Below are 16,911 nucleotides of genomic sequence, written 5' to 3' on the forward strand. Positions count from 1 at the left end.
TCGTTGCAAAACGACGGCGCATACGATCTAATCTGTGGGTGTCACCGCTCATTAGCCCGTACGCAATGTTGGCCTGACGTTTCTTGAGGTGCTGTCGCCTTCGCGCCCAGTCCGTTAGCCAAGACCTCTTCAAATTGAACCTCAACATCAAACCTGCGACGGCCCGAGCCGCTGGGCCCAAGAGACACTTACCTAGACTAGCCGTTAGGCCCTTCGTTTTTCGTGCAGTCGTGAGTTGATCTGCGCCATTAGGATTGGCCCGAGCGAGAATTCGCCGGCCTCGGCTTTTCGCGTCAGCCCCCGCAGATATCCGCCGGCTGAACGGATGACCTCCCCTCGCTGCAGGATGCAGCCGACCACAATTGCAGCCTGAGTCTCCCCCATGACGCTCTGCGCCTCCTCCCACGCGCTGGGACTGATGCCAAGCATGGATCGAACGACCGCCGCAGTCGCAATGAAATCGCGCCAGTTTGAAATCCCTCCCTTGGCGTAGTCGACGATGTCTGGACATGCGCTCAAGACCATACCCAAAGGATAGGAGCCTTCCGCAAATCGCGCCGGTTGTGGTTGCGGCTCGGTACTCGCCGCCCTGCCTTCTTGGAGGCTAGGTTCAAGTTCAGTAAGAGTGTTTGGGTTTGAATTCTGTAAGTGACGCTCAGTATGGGACTCATTGGCGCTCATATTTGCTGCTTGGACGTGAGTTTCCAGCAGATTGAGGACGTCGTCGGCAAGCTGCGATAGTTCGTCGGCGATCGCCTCAAGTTCTTGGCAGGTCGCCCGGCGTGGAATCGTCTCGACGATCGAACGGAATGCCCGATGCACCTCGTCCCAATCAGCCGGCCCCTTCCATTCCCTGTGGGTCGGCACGTTTTCCTCGATGCCCGTTGCAATCATCTTGGCGATGTCACGACGGCAGAGTGTGATGCGCTCGCGCGCATGTTTGATAGCACGAGCCTCCGCTTTGATTTCCTCAGCCAGCCTCTCGAACTCTTCGGCGCGAACGACGAGTGGCGACAAGTCAAAGCCAAAGGCGCGCTCGATGTCACCGCCGCTGCCTTTGCGAGCGTAGCGCTTGCCGTTCGGACTATCCCTGCGAACGATGAGCCCGGCGTCGACAAGCACAGCGAGATGACGCCGCAACGTGGACACCGGCATGCCGTGAGCTCGCAGCGTCAGCTGATTGTTTGACGGAAACACGATGAGGTCACCCTCACCCGTGAGCGTAGTCTCGGGATGAAAGCTGAGCAGAGCATCCAGCACCGTCAGCGCACGCTCAGAGATACCGAGGCGCGGCCTTGCGATGCAGATGGCCTGAAAGATCTTCCATTTATGGACGATCTTTTCCGATGGCCTGGTCGATACTGCGACTTGTGTTGCCACATGGGCAAGCTTCAACGAGCGCCGCCCAAAGGGCGTCGTTGGGGCACGTGATTGCATGTCTTTGCCTTATGCGGGCAAAGAAAATCTGCTCGCCGAAACGGCGCCGTCTCTCACAAGACTCTTGACTATGGTGCGCGGAAGTGATTCTCTTTAGTCGCCAAACTACGAAGAGAGGCTTCCGGGACGGTGACGTTGCGGGGGCCTTTTTTCTTTTGCCGTGCTGCTCCTGGTTCGCGGTTGTTCATGAGGCGGCTAAGCCCCGGTGGTCTCCTCGGATCTGTCCGATTTGCAAAACGTCTCGAACAGGTTCGGAAGCTGGGTGATAAGAAAGTCCGCGAACAACGCCGGGACCTTCTTGTCGATGGTCAACTTGAGTTCTCGATCGCCCTGACGGACCTGAGCGATGCGCTGTCCATCTGAGGCGAGCACAGCAGACGATCGCGCGAATTGGCGAGTTGCAGCAGGTTTATTCGCGGCCGAGAACACCGTCAGAAATCTGTCGTCTGACTCACGGCCGGCGAACTTGTCGTCCCCGATCGCCGCCCTTACGCGGTCGATCACCGACGCATCCGCCAAGAGATCAGCAAAGCTCTGCCATCGCCCGCGGCCAACCTTTGGGGCCTTGCCAATAGCATCGATAATGTCGGGCGGAATGGATCTCGCAACCGCAATCAGTTTTGACGCTTCGGCCCTATCGACTGCGAGCGCGTCTTGAACGACTGCGCGCTTGTGCCCGGCATCTTCGATGCGCATTGCGAACATCGCGCGCTCGATGAAGCTCAAATCCTCCCGCGGCGCGTTCTCAAGGCCTTGTGCCACGACGAGGGCTTCGTCGGAGAGCGGTTTTAGGATCGCTTTGACGGCAATACCCAGCTCGCGCGCGGCACGCACCCGGCGATGACCATAAGCGCTCTGATATCGTCCCGGCATTGTCGGATGCTTGCGGACGAGGACAGGAACCTCCTGGCCGATCTGCGAAATCGATTGCTTGAGAAGTTCGTAAGAAGCCGTGTCGTCGTCGCGAAAACGATCAGACACGGGCGAGGGATCTATCAGACCGGGATCGATCTCTACGATCGTCGCGCCAGATGTGAGCTTGTCCCGAAGCTCCTGATTCTCCTTCTCAACTTCTGAGAAAGATTCCTTCAGCGAGCGCACAGCACCTGACGACACCCGCGCCAGCGGCGCTGGTGCTGTGTTGTCAGCTGACAACGGACTCGTCTGAGGTGCGGCAGTAAAAAGCCCCCTGATAGCATCCGTGCGCTTGCTCATCGTCCCCACACCTTCTTCAGCAGCTGCACGATCTCCGCATTGATAGCATCGACAGATTCAACCGCCCTGTCATAGGCGCCGCGTCCGACGGATCCGCGGTCAAGCTCATAGAGCGATTGTTTTGTCAGGCCAGCATTGGAGATCGCAGTGGATTTCCAGGCTGTCGCTTGCAGCACGTTTTCGCGGAACAGATTGCGCAGCAGCGCAACGATCTGAGCCTCAGGCACGTCATTCGGATCATGGCGCGTGATCACATAGCGGATGAAATCGTGATCGAGGCGGCCGCCCGCCTCCTCGATGACGGACATCAAATCCGACGTCATCAGAAGGAATTGGCTCATCGATGCGACATCGACCATCTGCGGGTGGATTGTCACCAGCATCGCCGTCGCCGCATTCAAAGCGCCCATCGTCAGGTAGCCGAGCTGAGGTGGGCAGTCGATCACCACGACATCATAGTCGTCGCTTACCTGATCGATTGCGCTCGCTAGGCGGCGAAAAAAAAGATCATGTCCACGTTCGCGGCGCTCGACCATGGCGCGCGGCGTGTGATGCTCAAACTCCATGAGTTCGAGATTGCCAGGCACTAGGCCTATACCCTCGAAATAGGTCGGCCGCACAACTTCACGCATGGGGCGGCGCTGGTCGTCATAGCGGATGGCGCCGTAAATGGTTTCGCTTTGCCCAATGTCGAATTCCGGCTGATAGCCGAACATGGCCGACAAAGAGGCTTGCGGATCGAGGTCGATGGCCAGAACTCGAAAGCCGGAAAGGGCGAGATATTGGGCCAGATACAGGGCGGTCGTTGTTTTGGCCGAGCCGCCCTTGAAATTAGCGACCGTGATGATTTGAAGCTTTTCGCCGGGGCGCCGCCGTGGGAGAAAATCAACTGCCTCCCGCGGGCGGGCTGCAGCCAGATAGGCCCGCAGCTCATTCACTTGAGCTAAGGTATACGACCGCCGCCCGCCATGACCGATCGCGGGGGCAGGTCCCAGGCCGTCGAGGGAAAGTTGCCGCAAATAGCCGTCTGACACGCGAACGATCTTGGCCACCTCTCCGGAGGAGAACGGGCGAAGAGTCTTGGCAGCCGCTGGTGGAAAAAGGGCGGCGCCCAACGAGCGGAGTTGACCAGAGAGTAGAGTGGCATGGCAGGAAATGCGCGCGCTCGCTGTCTCCGGCCACCCCTCCTCTGTCTCAAAAACTCTCATCTTTCCAATCCAAAACGGTTTTTGCAGCTCAGACGGCGGATTACCGTCTGCAGACTCAACACGATTCCCGAGTCGGCGCAAGAATGAAAGGATTAACTTTGCGCGCTCGCTCCTCCAGACCCATTCATCGCCGACCCCCCGCCACCCACAGCCACCTTAGCCGTCGAGGCATTGTGCGCGGCAGCGCCAGCGATCAAGGTGTCACCGGCCGGCGTTGGCCGCATCCTGCCCCGCTTTGGATTAAGCCGCATACGGATCTGGAACTGGCGGGCCGGAGCGCCGCTCAGCCCGGCGGGGCTTCCGTACCGACGTTAGAGGCTTCGCCAGATTCTCAGTACCGGCTATCGCATCACTCATGATTCCCAAAAGGGGACAGCCGCGGCGCCAACCATGAGTTCATCCGCGTCGCGACGCGAAGCTTCGTGCCTGGCTTTTTCCCAAATCCGCCGTGACGAGGAAAGGTGCGGTGCCTTTCTCAACACGATGTCATCACCTACTTTTGCGGCCTCAACATCCGGCATGAGCGACAACGGCTTTGTTATCGCGCCAAGCCTTCGCCAAGGGAGAGAATGGCGGTCACTAGGCCCGGCCACAAAGAAACGGGAAAGACCGAGCGCATTGCAGGCTTCGCTACGCGAGCGGCCACGCGCCTAGGACCCGCTATAACATGGTACCGTCCGCACGCGGCCCGAGGCCAAACCACCCGCCATGACCACGGATGACCTCCTCACCGCCTTAACTCCGGAAGAGGTCCGAGCGGTGAATTAGTTGGCGGGTTTTCTGATGCTCGCCGTTGGTTCAGGGCTACCTGGGCCACCCCGGACTCCTCCTTGGTCGCTCGGGGCTTCTGAGCCTAGCGAAACGAGCGGCAGGTGAACGGACCCCACGCTCCACGGTTGCCACGGCACTGTTGTCAGCTGACAACATGCGGGACAACTAGCGGCAAGGGAAACGGATGACGCCTGGAGACGGCGAATGGCGCTAGCGTTCGCGTTGCGCTGTCCAATCCATCAAGCGGGCAATGGTGCGGCACGAGCGAGGAATGCGCCACCCGCTGCTTGCATGCCGGGCGGGGGGCTGGATGGGTACAGACCGGGCTGAGTGCTGACAGATTAGACCGGGTTGATTCCTGACAGGCAAGGCTCGTCTGATTCGAAGGAGGATCAGGCGATGCCTTTCAGGGAGAGCAGTCCTGTGGAGGAGCGTGTCGCGTTGTTTCGAGAGTACGAGACGGGGGCATTTTCGGTGACGGAGCTGTGCGCGCGGCACGGCGTCAGCCGAGAGACGTTCTACGTCTGGAAGCGGCGTCGGGAGAGCGGGGAGCGGCGCTGGTTCGAGGAGCGCAGCCACGCGGCGGCGAGTTGCCCGCATGCGACGGCGGGGCGGCTGGCCGATCGCATCGTCGCGACGCGGCAGCGGTTTCCGCATTTCGGCCCGAAGAAGATCAAGGCATGGCTTGAGCATGAGCGGCCGGAGGTCGACTGGCCGGCAGCCTCGACGATCGGCGACATCCTGAAGCGTGAGGGCCTGGTCGAGGCGCGTCGGCGCCGACGCCGGGCGATTGCGCAAGGCGAGGTGGCGGCGCCGGCAAGCGCACCCAACGAAGAATGGGCGATCGACTTCAAGGGCTGGTTCCGAACCCGCGACGGCAACCGCTGCGATCCGCTGACCATCACCGATGCGGCGAGCCGCTATCTTATCGAAGTGCGCATCGTCGATCCGACGGGGGCGGGCGTCAGGAGCGCCCTGGAACGTGTTTTCAAGGACATCGGCCTTCCCGCCGCGATCCGCTCCGACAATGGTGCACCGTTTGGATCGACGGGGGCGGGCGGCCTTTCGGCGCTCTCGGTATGGTGGCTCAAGCTCGGTATCGAACCGCGCTACATCCCCCCGGCGAGCCCGCAGGACAACGGCCGGCACGAGCGCATGCACCGCACGCTGAAGGCCCAGACCACGAAGCCGCCCGCGGCAACGGTCGCCGAGCAGCAACGCCGCTTCGATGCCTTCCGCCACCACTTCAACCAGGAGCGGCCACATGAGGCGCTCGACCAGATGCCGCCCGTCAAACTCTGGCAGTCGCCCTCGCGCACCTTGCCACGCCGTCTCGATGACCCTTGGTACGACGCCGATCACGAGGTTCGCCGGGTGCGTCCCACCGGCGATATCAAATGGCGCGGCGAGCACGTTTTCGTTGGCGAGGCGCTCGCAGGTGAGCTCGTCGGCCTCTGTGAGCACGACACTAGCGGCCACCTCGTGCGCTTCTGCGGTCGCGATCTCGGGCTGATCAATTGCGAGCGGCGTTTCCTGCGCTTTGCTCCGCCGCGCGCGCGGCTCCGCATCGCGCAGGAAACGCCGCAGACAGGAGAACAATGATCGAATATTGTCAGGCATCAGCCCGGTCCAAAATGTCAGGAATCAACCCGGTGGACCATGCAACCCGCGCGATTGAAGTACTCGCATACCACGCCACTGCCCCCGAAGGGGCCTCCAACTTTTGGTCGAGCCTCGACAGTCCCAGCGGGGACTAGACTGCACCCCAAACCGACACAGATGGACTGGTCGGGTAAGGCGCTTGAGGAAACTACATTGTTGATCCGGCAATTTACCGCTCGGATGGATCCATCCCGCTCGAGACGATCCCCGCTCGGAACCGGCTCAAGAGCCTTTGTCTCGTAGTCTGCGGTCGGCCCCCGTACTGTTGTCAGCTGACAACATCTTGTGCGATGTGGGGGAGGGCAAAAGAGGCGCGATGAGAAAGCAGGCGAGTCGGCGTTGTCAGCTGACAACACCTCCTAGGTGATCTGCAGAATTCCGACGGGTCGCCCATTCGAGCACTTGTAGCCCGCGCGTCCGGCGAAACATGGTTAATGCATTTTAATGGTGAATCCGACACCAACACTTCGCAGCAAAACGTTGTCAGCTGACAACACAGCCTAGCTCAATCTAGGCCTTTGATACAGGCGTTCTCACGACTGGCCAGAGCGAGTGAAGGCCCGCGAAGCTCCAAATCGAACTACGGTTGGCTAATCGTTCGAACCCTTCTTGAAGAAGTCTCGTAACCGTTCTTTGACCATCCGCCGATACGCCGTTAGCTGGTCGGAACTGAACTCTTCAAGACGACCGTTGCCACGCCTACTCGCCAAATCTGGCTGCTATCTCCGCGAGGGGTAGTTCTCGATATGACCTTCGCACCGCCGCTACAGACTGCCTAATCATGCGCCAGACTCATGCGGGGCCCAGTGGGGGGCCATCGCCGCTTGTAGATGAGCCGCCCAGCAACTGCCCCCGCCGGTAGTAATGATGCCAACCGGGTTGCTCTACAGCTCTACAGGCGGACGGCCGAGGAAGGAGAATAGAGGCTAGGACTCCGACATCGGTTTAAAGACCGATCGGCACTAACGCTTGCACGCTCATCATAGCAGTTGAAGCTATGTCGCTATGACGGAAATTAGCGACATGATAGCTTCCGTGTCGCCGATTCTCATCAAAGTTATCAAGGCGTTGTCTAGTAGCTACAAAATACCAGAACCGTTGCCCTGGTCGGCGATTGCACTTCCGCTCGCAGCCGCGGAAGATGCTTTAGCCCGTCTAGATGAGCGCCTTGCGAAAAGCCCAATCCGAGACGGTTGGATTAGTCGGACGCACTTCACCGACGCATGCGCCACTCTATGGCTGGAAGGCGAACTCGTCCACCTCGAAGATCTCGTTCTTCATGACGCTGGCATGGATGTTCGTGCGCCAACTCACGAGCTGAGCCGAGCTCGCGATGTACTCCGCGCCCGCCGGCGCATTCACCGCGAGGGCCCCGACTGGGCTCTCTCGTCCGTCGGGATCACCGATCTGCGCGGGTTAGCCGGCACAAATGGAATAGAAGAGGAGGACTGCGAACCGCCGAACATCGGAACTACGCATCATGAGGCGGAGCAGGACAGCCATGTGCCGAGAACCCACGACTACTCTTCTGTAACTCAGAGCAATGACGGACTCGCGCAGGCTTTCGCAGAAATCGACGCCGCGATCGCCAAGACCGACCAGATCTTAACCAGCGATCTCCGTCGAATGACCGAGCGGGATCCACTGGTCTACGACCCCGATTGGGACGAAGAAAAGCGTCTTGCCGTCTGGAGACGCGGCCTTCAGCAAAGCAGGAGCCTGCCTCCGACGCTCGCGGCGGCCATTGCCGCGGACAGCTGGCGCAGTCTCGAGCCCCTTCAGCACCGACCCTGGCTTGGCCAGCTGCTTACGTCTGCGCTGCTAGGTCATCGGAGAAAAGCACGCTCACACCTGGCTTGCCTGCATGAGGGGCTGAAGACGATCCCGCGTGAGCGACGCCGCTCGCGCGACCTTGCAACCCGTCTCGTCGCGGAGCTTGAGGCCATCACGGCCGCTGGTGAGATTGGCCTGAAGACGCACGACAGGTGGCTGAACGAACGCACTCTGATGCTTCGAAGGGTGGCCGGCCATCGATCGACGTCGAAATTGCCGGCGCTTATCGATTACGTCTTCAGCCGGCCAGTCGTTTCTGCCGGCATGATCGCAGAAGAGCTGGATATCACACCGCGTGCAGCATTGAGTCTCGTAAATGAGCTTGGTCTGCGCGAGACCACTGGACGAGGGCGTTACCGAGCCTGGGGTGTTCTCTAAAAAAGATAACCTACCCGAGTGCCAGCAGACGACCAATCTGCCGGTTCCTAATGCCCGCAGGATCAACCCCGCCATCGAGAATTCCCGAGACTCTTGAAAAATACAGCTTGCGCCCAAGCGGGCCTCCGCACCGATTGATCCCCTCCTCCATGACTCGAACTCAACAAGAGAGATGGACAAACGGCCGATCTGCCGCAGGCTTCGTTCTCGTGACCTTGGAACGGCCTAAAGTCCTGCTGCCCATGCCGTTGCGGCGCTTGAGCTCGGCGGCTCTCCTAAGCTCAGCCTGCCGCGAACGGACAGGGGACTCGATGCTCGTGACCACCCACAGGCGAAAACGATAGCGGGTGGTGGGCTTGTCGATGGGGCTAAGGCCCATGTATCATCTGCATCCTTTCCTTGGGCTCCGGCGCTACGAGAATGACAGGGTATCCCGACCGCGGCAATCGTATCCCGTTGCGTGGTGTCGCTGGCGGCGATCACCGCGATCGTAGGCAGGAGCCGGGCAGATCAGCTGGCGATTGCCGGAGGGCTGAAGGCTGAAGGCTGCATCATTCATTGGCAGCGGTTTACAGAGTCATGCAACAGCCGCGTTGGACGGCCCATTCATCATTATTTTGCTCGAGCGGGATCGCGCCGATCAGGCGTACGATGGCGTCTTCGTTCAGGAAGATGCCGACCACCTCGGTGCACCGCTTAATCTCGTCGTTAAGGTCCTCGATTGGGTGGTGGAGTGCTGCTTGGTCCGGGGCTGCGGCGAGAAGGTCACATAGGCCAGCACATCGGTCCAAGCCTCGCCAGCAAGCGCGCAAGCTTGGGCAATTTTGGCGGAGCTGGTCGGCGACCTTGCACCATTGCGCCTTTTCTGTCTCCGCATCGTCTGGGCAAACGCAGTAGCAATGAACGCTGAGACGACGCGGCGTCCACTTTTTTGCCGGCATGCGCCGGGGCGTTGTTAGAGGCAATGCCGGAGACGCCGATGTCAGCGTCCGCCGAACGCCCTGAAATAGTGTTCGATCAAAAATTGCTGCAGATCCTCGTCTGCCCGCTGACTAAGGACCCGCTGGAATTTGGCTCGGCCAAGCAGGAGCTGATCTCGCGATCGCGCAAGTTCGCTGACCCGCCCGTTTTCATAATCCGTTAGGCAAAGCGGCGATCTGGCACGGGATTTGATCTCAAGAGCCTGGGTGCTCGGGTAGTGAAACTTTACCGTCGTGGCGAACAAGTCGAGAAACGCCCGGCCACTTCCGGGCCGGGCCCAAGCGGGGATAGAACCCATGAAAATGGTTATGGCAATTATCAAGCCATTCAAGCTGGAAGACGTCCGTGACGCCCTGACCGACATTGGTGTTCACGGTCTCACGGTGACAGAAGTCAAGGGATATGGCCGTCAGAAGGGCCATACGGAAATCTATCGCGGCGCCGAATATGCCGTGAACTTCCTGCCCAAGATCAAGATCGAGGTCGCTGTCGCTTCTGATCAGGTCGACAAGACCATCGAGGCCATCACGTCCGCTGCGAAAACCGGGCAGATCGGCGACGGCAAGATCTTCGTCATCAATCTCGTCCACGCGGTCCGCATCCGCACCGGAGAGACCGACGCCGCGGCCCTTTGATTTCGCGGCCTGGATCTACCTTTCGATAACCCGAGCTTCGGTGTGGTGCCGTGCCAGTTCGCGCGCAGTTCTTCCGGATCGGAACCGTGTTTTTCGCGAGATGCACCGCGGCCTATCGACAGCGGCTCGGGTCGCTGTAGTCCGATCGCGCAAACCGGCGCCGCACTCGCTAGAGCTGGCCCTCGATCGCTTTCTCGGAACCGGAAGCATCGCGTCGGGAGCATTCCTTCAATGCGGCGGAGGAACTCGGGCCGATTGCTGAGCAGCACGTCGTGCTGTTCAGCAGATCGCCTATGCGCCGCATTGCGGACCGTGTCACTAAAGGTACCGTCGCGTTCGCCAACAGTTTGGCACGTTCCAGACAGTAGGCGCGTTTGCGTTCCGACGGAAACGGGGCGGCCGTGTGGCGGTCGGCGATGATGTTTTTGAGCGTTGGGCATTCTCGTGATGAGCGCCACATCTGACCGCTTCCCGCGACAATGAGGCGCGGGAGAAGAATGCTTCGACCATGAGATTGTACCCTCGCGAGCTCCCGGGCATGCATGTAGAGGAGAGTGCCAAGCTACGATGGTCAACTTCTTGCAAAGTCCTTCGAACAACGTCGGCGCGTTTCGACATTCAGTCCAGGCGCCAGAGCATCACGCGGCGAAGTTTTCACAACTTATGCCGTCCCGCTGCAGCGAGCCTCGGGCTTTGACAGCTCGTAGCCGCCGTACTGCCTGAGCTCTTAAGACCAAGCTGCGCATCTGCGTAATCTGTATGCACGGGCTCAAGTGCACTTGCTGCCTGGAGAGCTTTATGCGGATCATCGCAAACCGCCGCTTAAGGAAGCGGGGCTGTCGATGATCTCGCTCGGCGCGACGGGCTATCATGGCGGCCGCTGGAGGCCAACCCGAGGCAATCTTTCCGGCAAATGCGGGCCAAATGTAAGGGCCAAGTACCTCGCGGCTCAAGACAATCCACCGCATCCAGACAAGTGCTAACGTCGCGGGCATTTCGATGCCGGCCGGTTGGCCGAGAATGGACGACGAGCAGGCTAGCAAGGGCTATTGCCTCTACAAAATGGCTGCAAGGGGAAACCACCTAACGCTTGCTCGACCAGAGTGCGCAGCAATTCGGTATTGAGAACACCATGGCGACGTTCGTCCATGCGGCATGTGATGGGGCTGAAATGCCTTACGAGCAAGCGCGGAAGCGCCGCCCACGAATTCAGTCGAACTCAGAGAGTACAATGATGGGCATTCAGACGCCCAACCGATTCACGCTCGGTAACTCCAGCGAGGGCGATCTTGTCGATCCGCTGACCAGGATCGAATTCACCTGCTTATCGAGGTGAATGTCGATTCCGATAATGTGATCCGCAACGCGGTCTCAACGAGACGATGCGGCGTGGTATTGGGCGCGCGATGCCTTGGCGTTCACCGAGCGAATTTGCTGGGTCTGTACCGGCACGCACGCGCCGGCACCTGCGCGCAGTAGTGAACCGCTTGGCATCGTCATCCGGGAGATTCCCAGTTTAAACCTGTTACATCATGCAACTATGCATGACTATCTCGTGCATTTTTTGTCACGTGCATGCTCTGGATTGGGCTGGCTTCGGTCGGCGCGGTCTTCGCAGTCGAGGCTGACGCCAAGGCGGCCTCAGCACTTGCGCAATCGATCTCATTCGTCGCGTTACTGCTCACCAGGCTCACCAGGCTCGTGCAAACAAAGAAACTCGATCCATTCAAGAGCGCATTTTCGAGGCACCCAGCGTACAAGCTTTCGCCGTAGGCGAACCTAATGGCGGTGGCACATTGCCTGCAGGCGCTCGATCTCTAGAAGGACGTCGACAAACTCCACGTGCTGTTACGGCGGCAAGAACCCGCATGCGAACTGGCTAGTTGGAGTGCACCCAATGTCGAAAGAGGAATACAATGAACGGGTCGCAATTCGAGCGCGGAAACATCGTGGCAGAAGAGCTGTCGGCGACGGTCGCCTCGAAAACGACCGATCCGATTCAGGAACACAATTCCCGCCCCAAAGCCGAAGGCCTGTACGATCCGAGCCTGGAGAAGGATTCCTGTGGCGTCGGCTTCATCGCCAACATCAAGGGCCAGAAGTCGCATGAGATCGTCTCGGATGCGCTGAGCATCCTCTGCAATCTCGAGCATCGCGGCGCCGTCGGCGCCGACCCGCGCGCCGGTGACGGCGCCGGCATCCTGGTGCAGATCCCGCACGCCTTCTTCAGCCGCAAGGCCAAGGAGAACAAGTTCGAGCTACCCGCGCCGGGTGAATACGCCATCGGCGCGCTGTTCATGCCGCGCGACACCGCCTGGCGCAACGTCATCAAGAGCATCATCGCCGACCAGATCAAGGCGGAGGGCCTGACCCTGCTCGGCTGGCGCGACGTGCCGACCGACAATTCCTCGCTCGGCGTCACCGTGAAGCCGACCGAGCCTGCCTGCATGCAGGTGTTCATCGGCCGCAATGGCGTTGCCAAGACCGAGGACGAGTTCGAGCGCCGGCTCTACATCCTGCGCAAGTCGATCTCGCAGGCGATCTACCAGCGCCGCGACCGCGGCCTCGCCGGCTATTACCCCTGCTCGATGTCCTGCCGCACCGTGATCTACAAGGGCATGTTCCTCGCCGACCAGCTCGGCAAGTACTACCCTGATCTGCACGAGAAGGATTTCGAGAGCGCGCTGGCGCTGGTGCATCAGCGCTTCTCGACCAACACCTTCCCGGCCTGGTCGCTGGCGCACCCCTATCGCATGATCGCGCATAACGGCGAGATCAACACGTTGCGCGGCAACACCAACTGGATGGCGGCGCGCCAGGCTTCGGTGAGCTCCGAGCTGTACGGCAAGGACATCAGCCGGCTCTGGCCGATCTCCTACGAGGGACAGTCGGACACCGCCTGCTTCGACAACGCGCTGGAATTCCTGGTGCAGGGCGGCTACTCGCTGCCGCACGCCGTCATGATGATGATTCCGGAGGCGTGGGCCGGCAATCCGCTGATGGATGAGAAGCGCCGCGCCTTCTACGAATATCACGCCGCGCTGATGGAGCCGTGGGACGGCCCGGCCGCGATCGCCTTCACCGACGGCCGCCAGATCGGCGCCACGCTCGACCGCAACGGATTGCGGCCGGCGCGCTATCTCGTGACCAAGGACGACCGCATCGTGATGGCGTCCGAAATGGGCGTGCTGACCATCCCCGAGGACCAGATCATCACCAAGTGGCGCCTGCAGCCCGGCAAGATGCTGCTGGTCGACCTCGAACAGGGCCGCCTGATTCCCGACGACGAGATCAAGGCCGAGCTCGCCAAGAGCCATCCCTACAAGGAGTGGCTGGAGCGGACCCAGATCGTGCTGGAAGACCTGCCGAAGGTGCCGACCACGGGCGTGCGATCCAACCTCTCGCTGCTCGATCGCCAGCAGGCGTTCGGCTACAGCCAGGAAGACATCGCGATCCTGATGACGCCGATGGCGGCCACGGGGGAGGAAGCCGCGGGCTCGATGGGCAACGACACGCCGATCTCGGCGCTGTCGGACAAGGCCAAGCCGCTGTTCACCTATTTCAAGCAGAACTTCGCCCAGGTCACCAATCCGCCGATCGACCCCATCCGCGAGGAGCTGGTGATGAGCCTCGTCTCGATCATCGGGCCACTGCCGAACCTGTTCGACCTGCAGGGCATGGCCACCACCAAGCGCCTCGAAGTCCGTCAGCCGATCCTGACCGATGCGGACCTGGAAAAGATCCGCTCGATCCCGGAAGTGGCCGAGTCGCACTTCAAGCCGCGCACGCTGGACACCACGTTCCACGCCGGCCTCGGTGCGGCGGGTATGGACCAGGTGCTGGACGAGCTCTGCGCACGCGCGGAAGTCGCCGTGCGCGAAGGTGTCAACATCATCATCCTGTCCGACCGCATGGTCGGCACCGACCGGGTGCCGATCCCCTCGCTGCTGGCCTGCGCCTCCGTGCATCATCATTTGATCCGCACGGGCCTGCGCACCTCGGTTGGCCTCGTCGTCGAATCCGGCGAGCCGCGCGAAGTGCACCACTTCGCTTGCCTTGCCGGCTACGGCGCCGAAGCGATCAATCCTTACCTCGCGTTCGAAACCATCATCGCGATGAAGGACCGCCTGCCCGGCTCGCTCGACGACTACGAGATCGTCAAGCGCTACATCAAGTCGATCGGCAAGGGGCTGCTCAAGGTGATGTCCAAGATGGGCATCTCGACCTACCAGTCCTATTGCGGCGCGCAGATCTTCGACGCGGTCGGCCTCAAGGCGGATTTCGTCGGCAAGTTCTTTGCCGGCACGCATACCCGCGTCGAGGGTGTCGGTCTTGGCGAGATCGCGGAAGAGGCGGTGCGCCGCCATGCCGACGCGTTCGGCGAGGCTCAGGTCTACAAGACCGCGCTCGATGTCGGCGGCGAATATGCCTATCGCAGCCGCGGCGAGGACCATGCCTGGACCGCCGAGTCGGTCGGCCTGCTGCAGCATGCCGCGCGCGGCAATTCGCTGGAGCGCTATCGCGCCTTCGCCAAGATCCTCAACGAACAGTCGGAGCGTCTGCTGACGCTGCGCGGCCTGTTCCGGATCAAGAACGCGGAGGAAGAAAAGCGCAAGCCGGTGCCGCTCGACCAGGTCGAGCCGGCCAAGGACATCGTCAGACGTTTCGCCACCGGCGCGATGAGCTTCGGCTCGATCTCGCGCGAGGCGCACACCACGCTCGCGATCGCCATGAACCGGATCGGCGGCAAGTCGAACACCGGTGAAGGCGGCGAGGAAGCCGACCGCTTCAAGCCGATGCCGAACGGCGATTCCATGCGCTCGGCGATCAAGCAGGTCGCCTCGGGCCGCTTCGGCGTCACCACGGAGTATCTCGTCAACTCCGACATGATGCAGATCAAGATGGCGCAGGGTGCCAAGCCCGGCGAAGGCGGCCAGCTGCCCGGCCACAAGGTCGACGCCACCATCGCCAAGGTCCGGCACTCGACGCCGGGCGTCGGCCTGATCTCGCCGCCGCCGCACCACGACATCTACTCGATCGAGGATCTGGCGCAGCTCATCTACGACCTCAAGAACGTCAACCCGACGGGCGACGTCTCGGTCAAGCTGGTCTCCGAGATCGGCGTCGGCACGGTCGCCGCGGGCGTCGCCAAGGCGCGCGCCGACCATGTCACCATCGCGGGCTTCGAGGGCGGCACCGGCGCTTCGCCGCTGACCTCGATCAAGCACGCCGGCTCGCCGTGGGAGATCGGCCTTGCCGAGACCCATCAGACGCTGGTCCGCGAGCGGCTGCGCAGCCGCATCGTGGTCCAGGTCGACGGCGGCTTCCGCACCGGACGTGACGTCGTGATCGGTGCGCTGCTCGGGGCCGACGAGTTCGGCTTCGCCACCGCGCCCTTGATCGCGGCCGGCTGCATCATGATGCGCAAGTGCCATCTCAACACCTGCCCGGTCGGCGTCGCGACCCAGGACCCCGTCCTGCGCAAGCGCTTCACCGGCCAGCCCGAGCACGTCATCAACTACTTCTTCTTCGTCGCCGAGGAAGTGCGCGAGATCATGGCCTCGCTCGGCTTCCGCACCTTCAACGAGATGGTCGGCCAGGTTCAGCTGCTCGACCAGACCAGGCTGGTCGCGCACTGGAAGGCCAAGGGCCTCGACTTCTCCAAGCTGTTCGTCAAGCAGAAGGAAGAGAAGGGCCAGAAGATCTATCACTCCGAGCGCCAGAACCATCATCTGGAGGCTGTGCTCGACCGCACGCTGATCGAGAAGGCGACGCCTGCGCTCGACCGCGGCGCGCCGGTGAAGATCGAGGCCAAGATCAACAGCACCAACCGCTCTGCCGGCGCGATGTTGTCGGGCGTGGTCGCCAAGATCTACGGCCATGCCGGGCTGCCGCACGACACCATCCATGTCGGCCTCAAGGGCACTGCCGGCCAGGCCTTCGGCGCGTGGCTGGCGCAGGGCGTCACCTTCGAGCTCGAAGGTGAAGCCAACGACTATGTCGGCAAGGGGCTCTCGGGCGGCAAGATCATCGTCAGGCCGCCGGCCAACAGCGGCATCGTGCCGGAAGAGAGCATCATCGTCGGCAACACCGTGATGTACGGCGCCATTCAGGGCGAGTGCTACTTCCGCGGCATCGCCGGCGAACGCTTTGCCGTGCGCAATTCCGGCGCGGTGGCGGTGGTCGAGGGCGCGGGCGACCATTGCTGCGAATACATGACCGGCGGCATCGTGGTCGTGCTCGGCAAGACCGGGCGCAACTTCGCGGCCGGCATGTCCGGCGGCATCGCCTATGTGCTGGACGAGACCGGTGACTTCGACAAGCTGTGCAATCTGTCGATGGTCGAGCTCGAGCCGGTGCTGTCGGAAGAGCTGATCAACGCCGGCACCTACAACCACTCCGGTGACCTCGAGGCGCATGGCCGGGTCGACGTCTTCAAGAACCTGCTCGACTCCGACGTCGAGCGGCTTCACGTCCTGATCTCGCGCCACGCCAAGGCGACCGGCTCCAAGCGCGCCGCCGATATCCTTGCCAACTGGAAGGAATGGCTGCCTAAATTCCGCAAGGTGATGCCGGTCGAGTACCGGCGCGCGCTGCGCGAACTGGCCGCCAACGCGGACGCCGAGCCGAAAATCTAAATCGGGGCGTAAGAAAACGATCTCATGGTGAGTGGGGCGCGAAGACCGCCTCGTAAATACACAAGGCCGTCGCCGACAGCTTTAATTACCAAATCAAACTGATCGCGATGCAACATTGAGGCGTGTTAGGCCTCGCCAGACGGACCGTGTTTC

10 protein-coding genes and 1 pseudogene are annotated in these 16,911 nt (G+C 61.3%); 7 read left to right on the forward strand and 4 right to left on the reverse strand.

Features of this window, described 5'->3' with window-relative positions; translation table 11 throughout:
* Positions 1–204 precede the first annotated feature (204 nt).
* The 3 genes from repC to repA form a co-directional block, all read right to left on the reverse strand.
* Positions 205–1,437, reverse strand: coding sequence for a plasmid replication protein RepC (gene repC / locus XH91_RS35245; protein ID WP_128929792.1), 1,233 nt, complete (start codon positions 1,435–1,437; stop codon positions 205–207).
* A 195-nt stretch (positions 1,438–1,632) separates the two neighbouring features.
* Positions 1,633–2,652 carry a plasmid partitioning protein RepB gene (gene repB / locus XH91_RS35250; protein WP_128929793.1) on the reverse strand — a complete coding sequence of 340 codons (1,020 nt, stop codon included), beginning with the start codon at positions 2,650–2,652 and terminating at the stop codon, positions 1,633–1,635.
* Complete coding sequence (repA, locus tag XH91_RS35255) at positions 2,649–3,860, reverse strand: plasmid partitioning protein RepA (RefSeq protein ID WP_128929794.1); 1,212 nt, start codon at positions 3,858–3,860, stop codon at positions 2,649–2,651. Before repA ends, repB begins: the two co-directional genes overlap by 4 nt.
* Positions 3,861–5,030: 1,170 nt before the next feature.
* Between repA and XH91_RS35260 the strand changes: the two genes are divergently transcribed.
* Entirely contained in the window at positions 5,031–6,233 is a 1,203-nt protein-coding gene (locus XH91_RS35260) for an integrase core domain-containing protein (protein WP_128929795.1), read from the forward strand.
* A 1,083-nt stretch (positions 6,234–7,316) separates the two neighbouring features.
* Positions 7,317–8,504 (forward strand): RHE_PE00001 family protein, encoded by a 1,188-nt coding sequence (locus XH91_RS35265; RefSeq protein ID WP_128929796.1) that lies wholly within the window; start codon positions 7,317–7,319, stop codon positions 8,502–8,504.
* Positions 8,505–9,094: 590 nt separating this feature from the next.
* On the opposite strand, the pseudogene XH91_RS35270 reads toward XH91_RS35265, so the two are convergent.
* A pseudogene (locus XH91_RS35270) lies at positions 9,095–9,445 on the reverse strand (transposase); the annotation flags it as partial.
* A gap of 38 nt (positions 9,446–9,483) precedes the next feature.
* Here XH91_RS35270 and XH91_RS35275 point away from each other — a divergent pair.
* The 5 genes from XH91_RS35275 to gltB all read left to right on the forward strand — a co-directional run bounded on the left by XH91_RS35275 (position 9,484) and on the right by gltB (position 16,758).
* Positions 9,484–9,648, forward strand: coding sequence for a Trm112 family protein (locus XH91_RS35275; RefSeq protein WP_128929798.1), 165 nt, complete (start codon positions 9,484–9,486; stop codon positions 9,646–9,648).
* A gap of 133 nt (positions 9,649–9,781) precedes the next feature.
* The gene (glnK, locus tag XH91_RS35280) at positions 9,782–10,120 is read left to right on the forward strand and encodes a P-II family nitrogen regulator (protein ID WP_128929799.1); all 339 of its coding nucleotides are present in this window, start codon (positions 9,782–9,784) and stop codon (positions 10,118–10,120) included.
* A gap of 1,132 nt (positions 10,121–11,252) precedes the next feature.
* Positions 11,253–11,456: a hypothetical protein gene (locus XH91_RS39675; RefSeq protein WP_232995619.1), complete on the forward strand. Its 204-nt coding sequence runs from the start codon at positions 11,253–11,255 to the stop codon at positions 11,454–11,456.
* A gap of 75 nt (positions 11,457–11,531) precedes the next feature.
* A complete protein-coding gene (locus XH91_RS39680) occupies positions 11,532–11,903 on the forward strand; it encodes a nickel-dependent hydrogenase large subunit (RefSeq protein WP_232995620.1) in 372 nt (123 codons plus the stop codon).
* Between the two features lie 133 nt (positions 11,904–12,036).
* Positions 12,037–16,758 carry a glutamate synthase large subunit gene (gltB, locus tag XH91_RS35290; RefSeq protein ID WP_128955105.1) on the forward strand — a complete coding sequence of 1,574 codons (4,722 nt, stop codon included), beginning with the start codon at positions 12,037–12,039 and terminating at the stop codon, positions 16,756–16,758.
* Positions 16,759–16,911: the final 153 nt, after the last annotated feature.

Origin of the sequence: Bradyrhizobium guangzhouense (assembly GCF_004114955.1) — a bacterium.
In the GTDB taxonomy this organism is placed as follows: Bacteria; Pseudomonadota; Alphaproteobacteria; order Rhizobiales; family Xanthobacteraceae; genus Bradyrhizobium; species Bradyrhizobium guangzhouense.

Coding starts and splice junctions, on each gene's coding strand:
- repC (WP_128929792.1), bottom strand. CDS start 1,437: ATGCAATCACGTGCCCCAACGACGCCCTTTGGGCGGCGCTCGTTGAAG.
- repB (WP_128929793.1), bottom strand. CDS start 2,652: ATGAGCAAGCGCACGGATGCTATCAGGGGGCTTTTTACTGCCGCACCT.
- repA (WP_128929794.1), bottom strand. CDS start 3,860: ATGAGAGTTTTTGAGACAGAGGAGGGGTGGCCGGAGACAGCGAGCGCG.
- XH91_RS35260 (WP_128929795.1), top strand. CDS start 5,031: ATGCCTTTCAGGGAGAGCAGTCCTGTGGAGGAGCGTGTCGCGTTGTTT.
- XH91_RS35265 (WP_128929796.1), top strand. CDS start 7,317: ATGATAGCTTCCGTGTCGCCGATTCTCATCAAAGTTATCAAGGCGTTG.
- XH91_RS35275 (WP_128929798.1), top strand. CDS start 9,484: ATGTCAGCGTCCGCCGAACGCCCTGAAATAGTGTTCGATCAAAAATTG.
- glnK (WP_128929799.1), top strand. CDS start 9,782: ATGAAAATGGTTATGGCAATTATCAAGCCATTCAAGCTGGAAGACGTC.
- XH91_RS39675 (WP_232995619.1), top strand. CDS start 11,253: ATGGCGACGTTCGTCCATGCGGCATGTGATGGGGCTGAAATGCCTTAC.
- gltB (WP_128955105.1), top strand. CDS start 12,037: ATGAACGGGTCGCAATTCGAGCGCGGAAACATCGTGGCAGAAGAGCTG.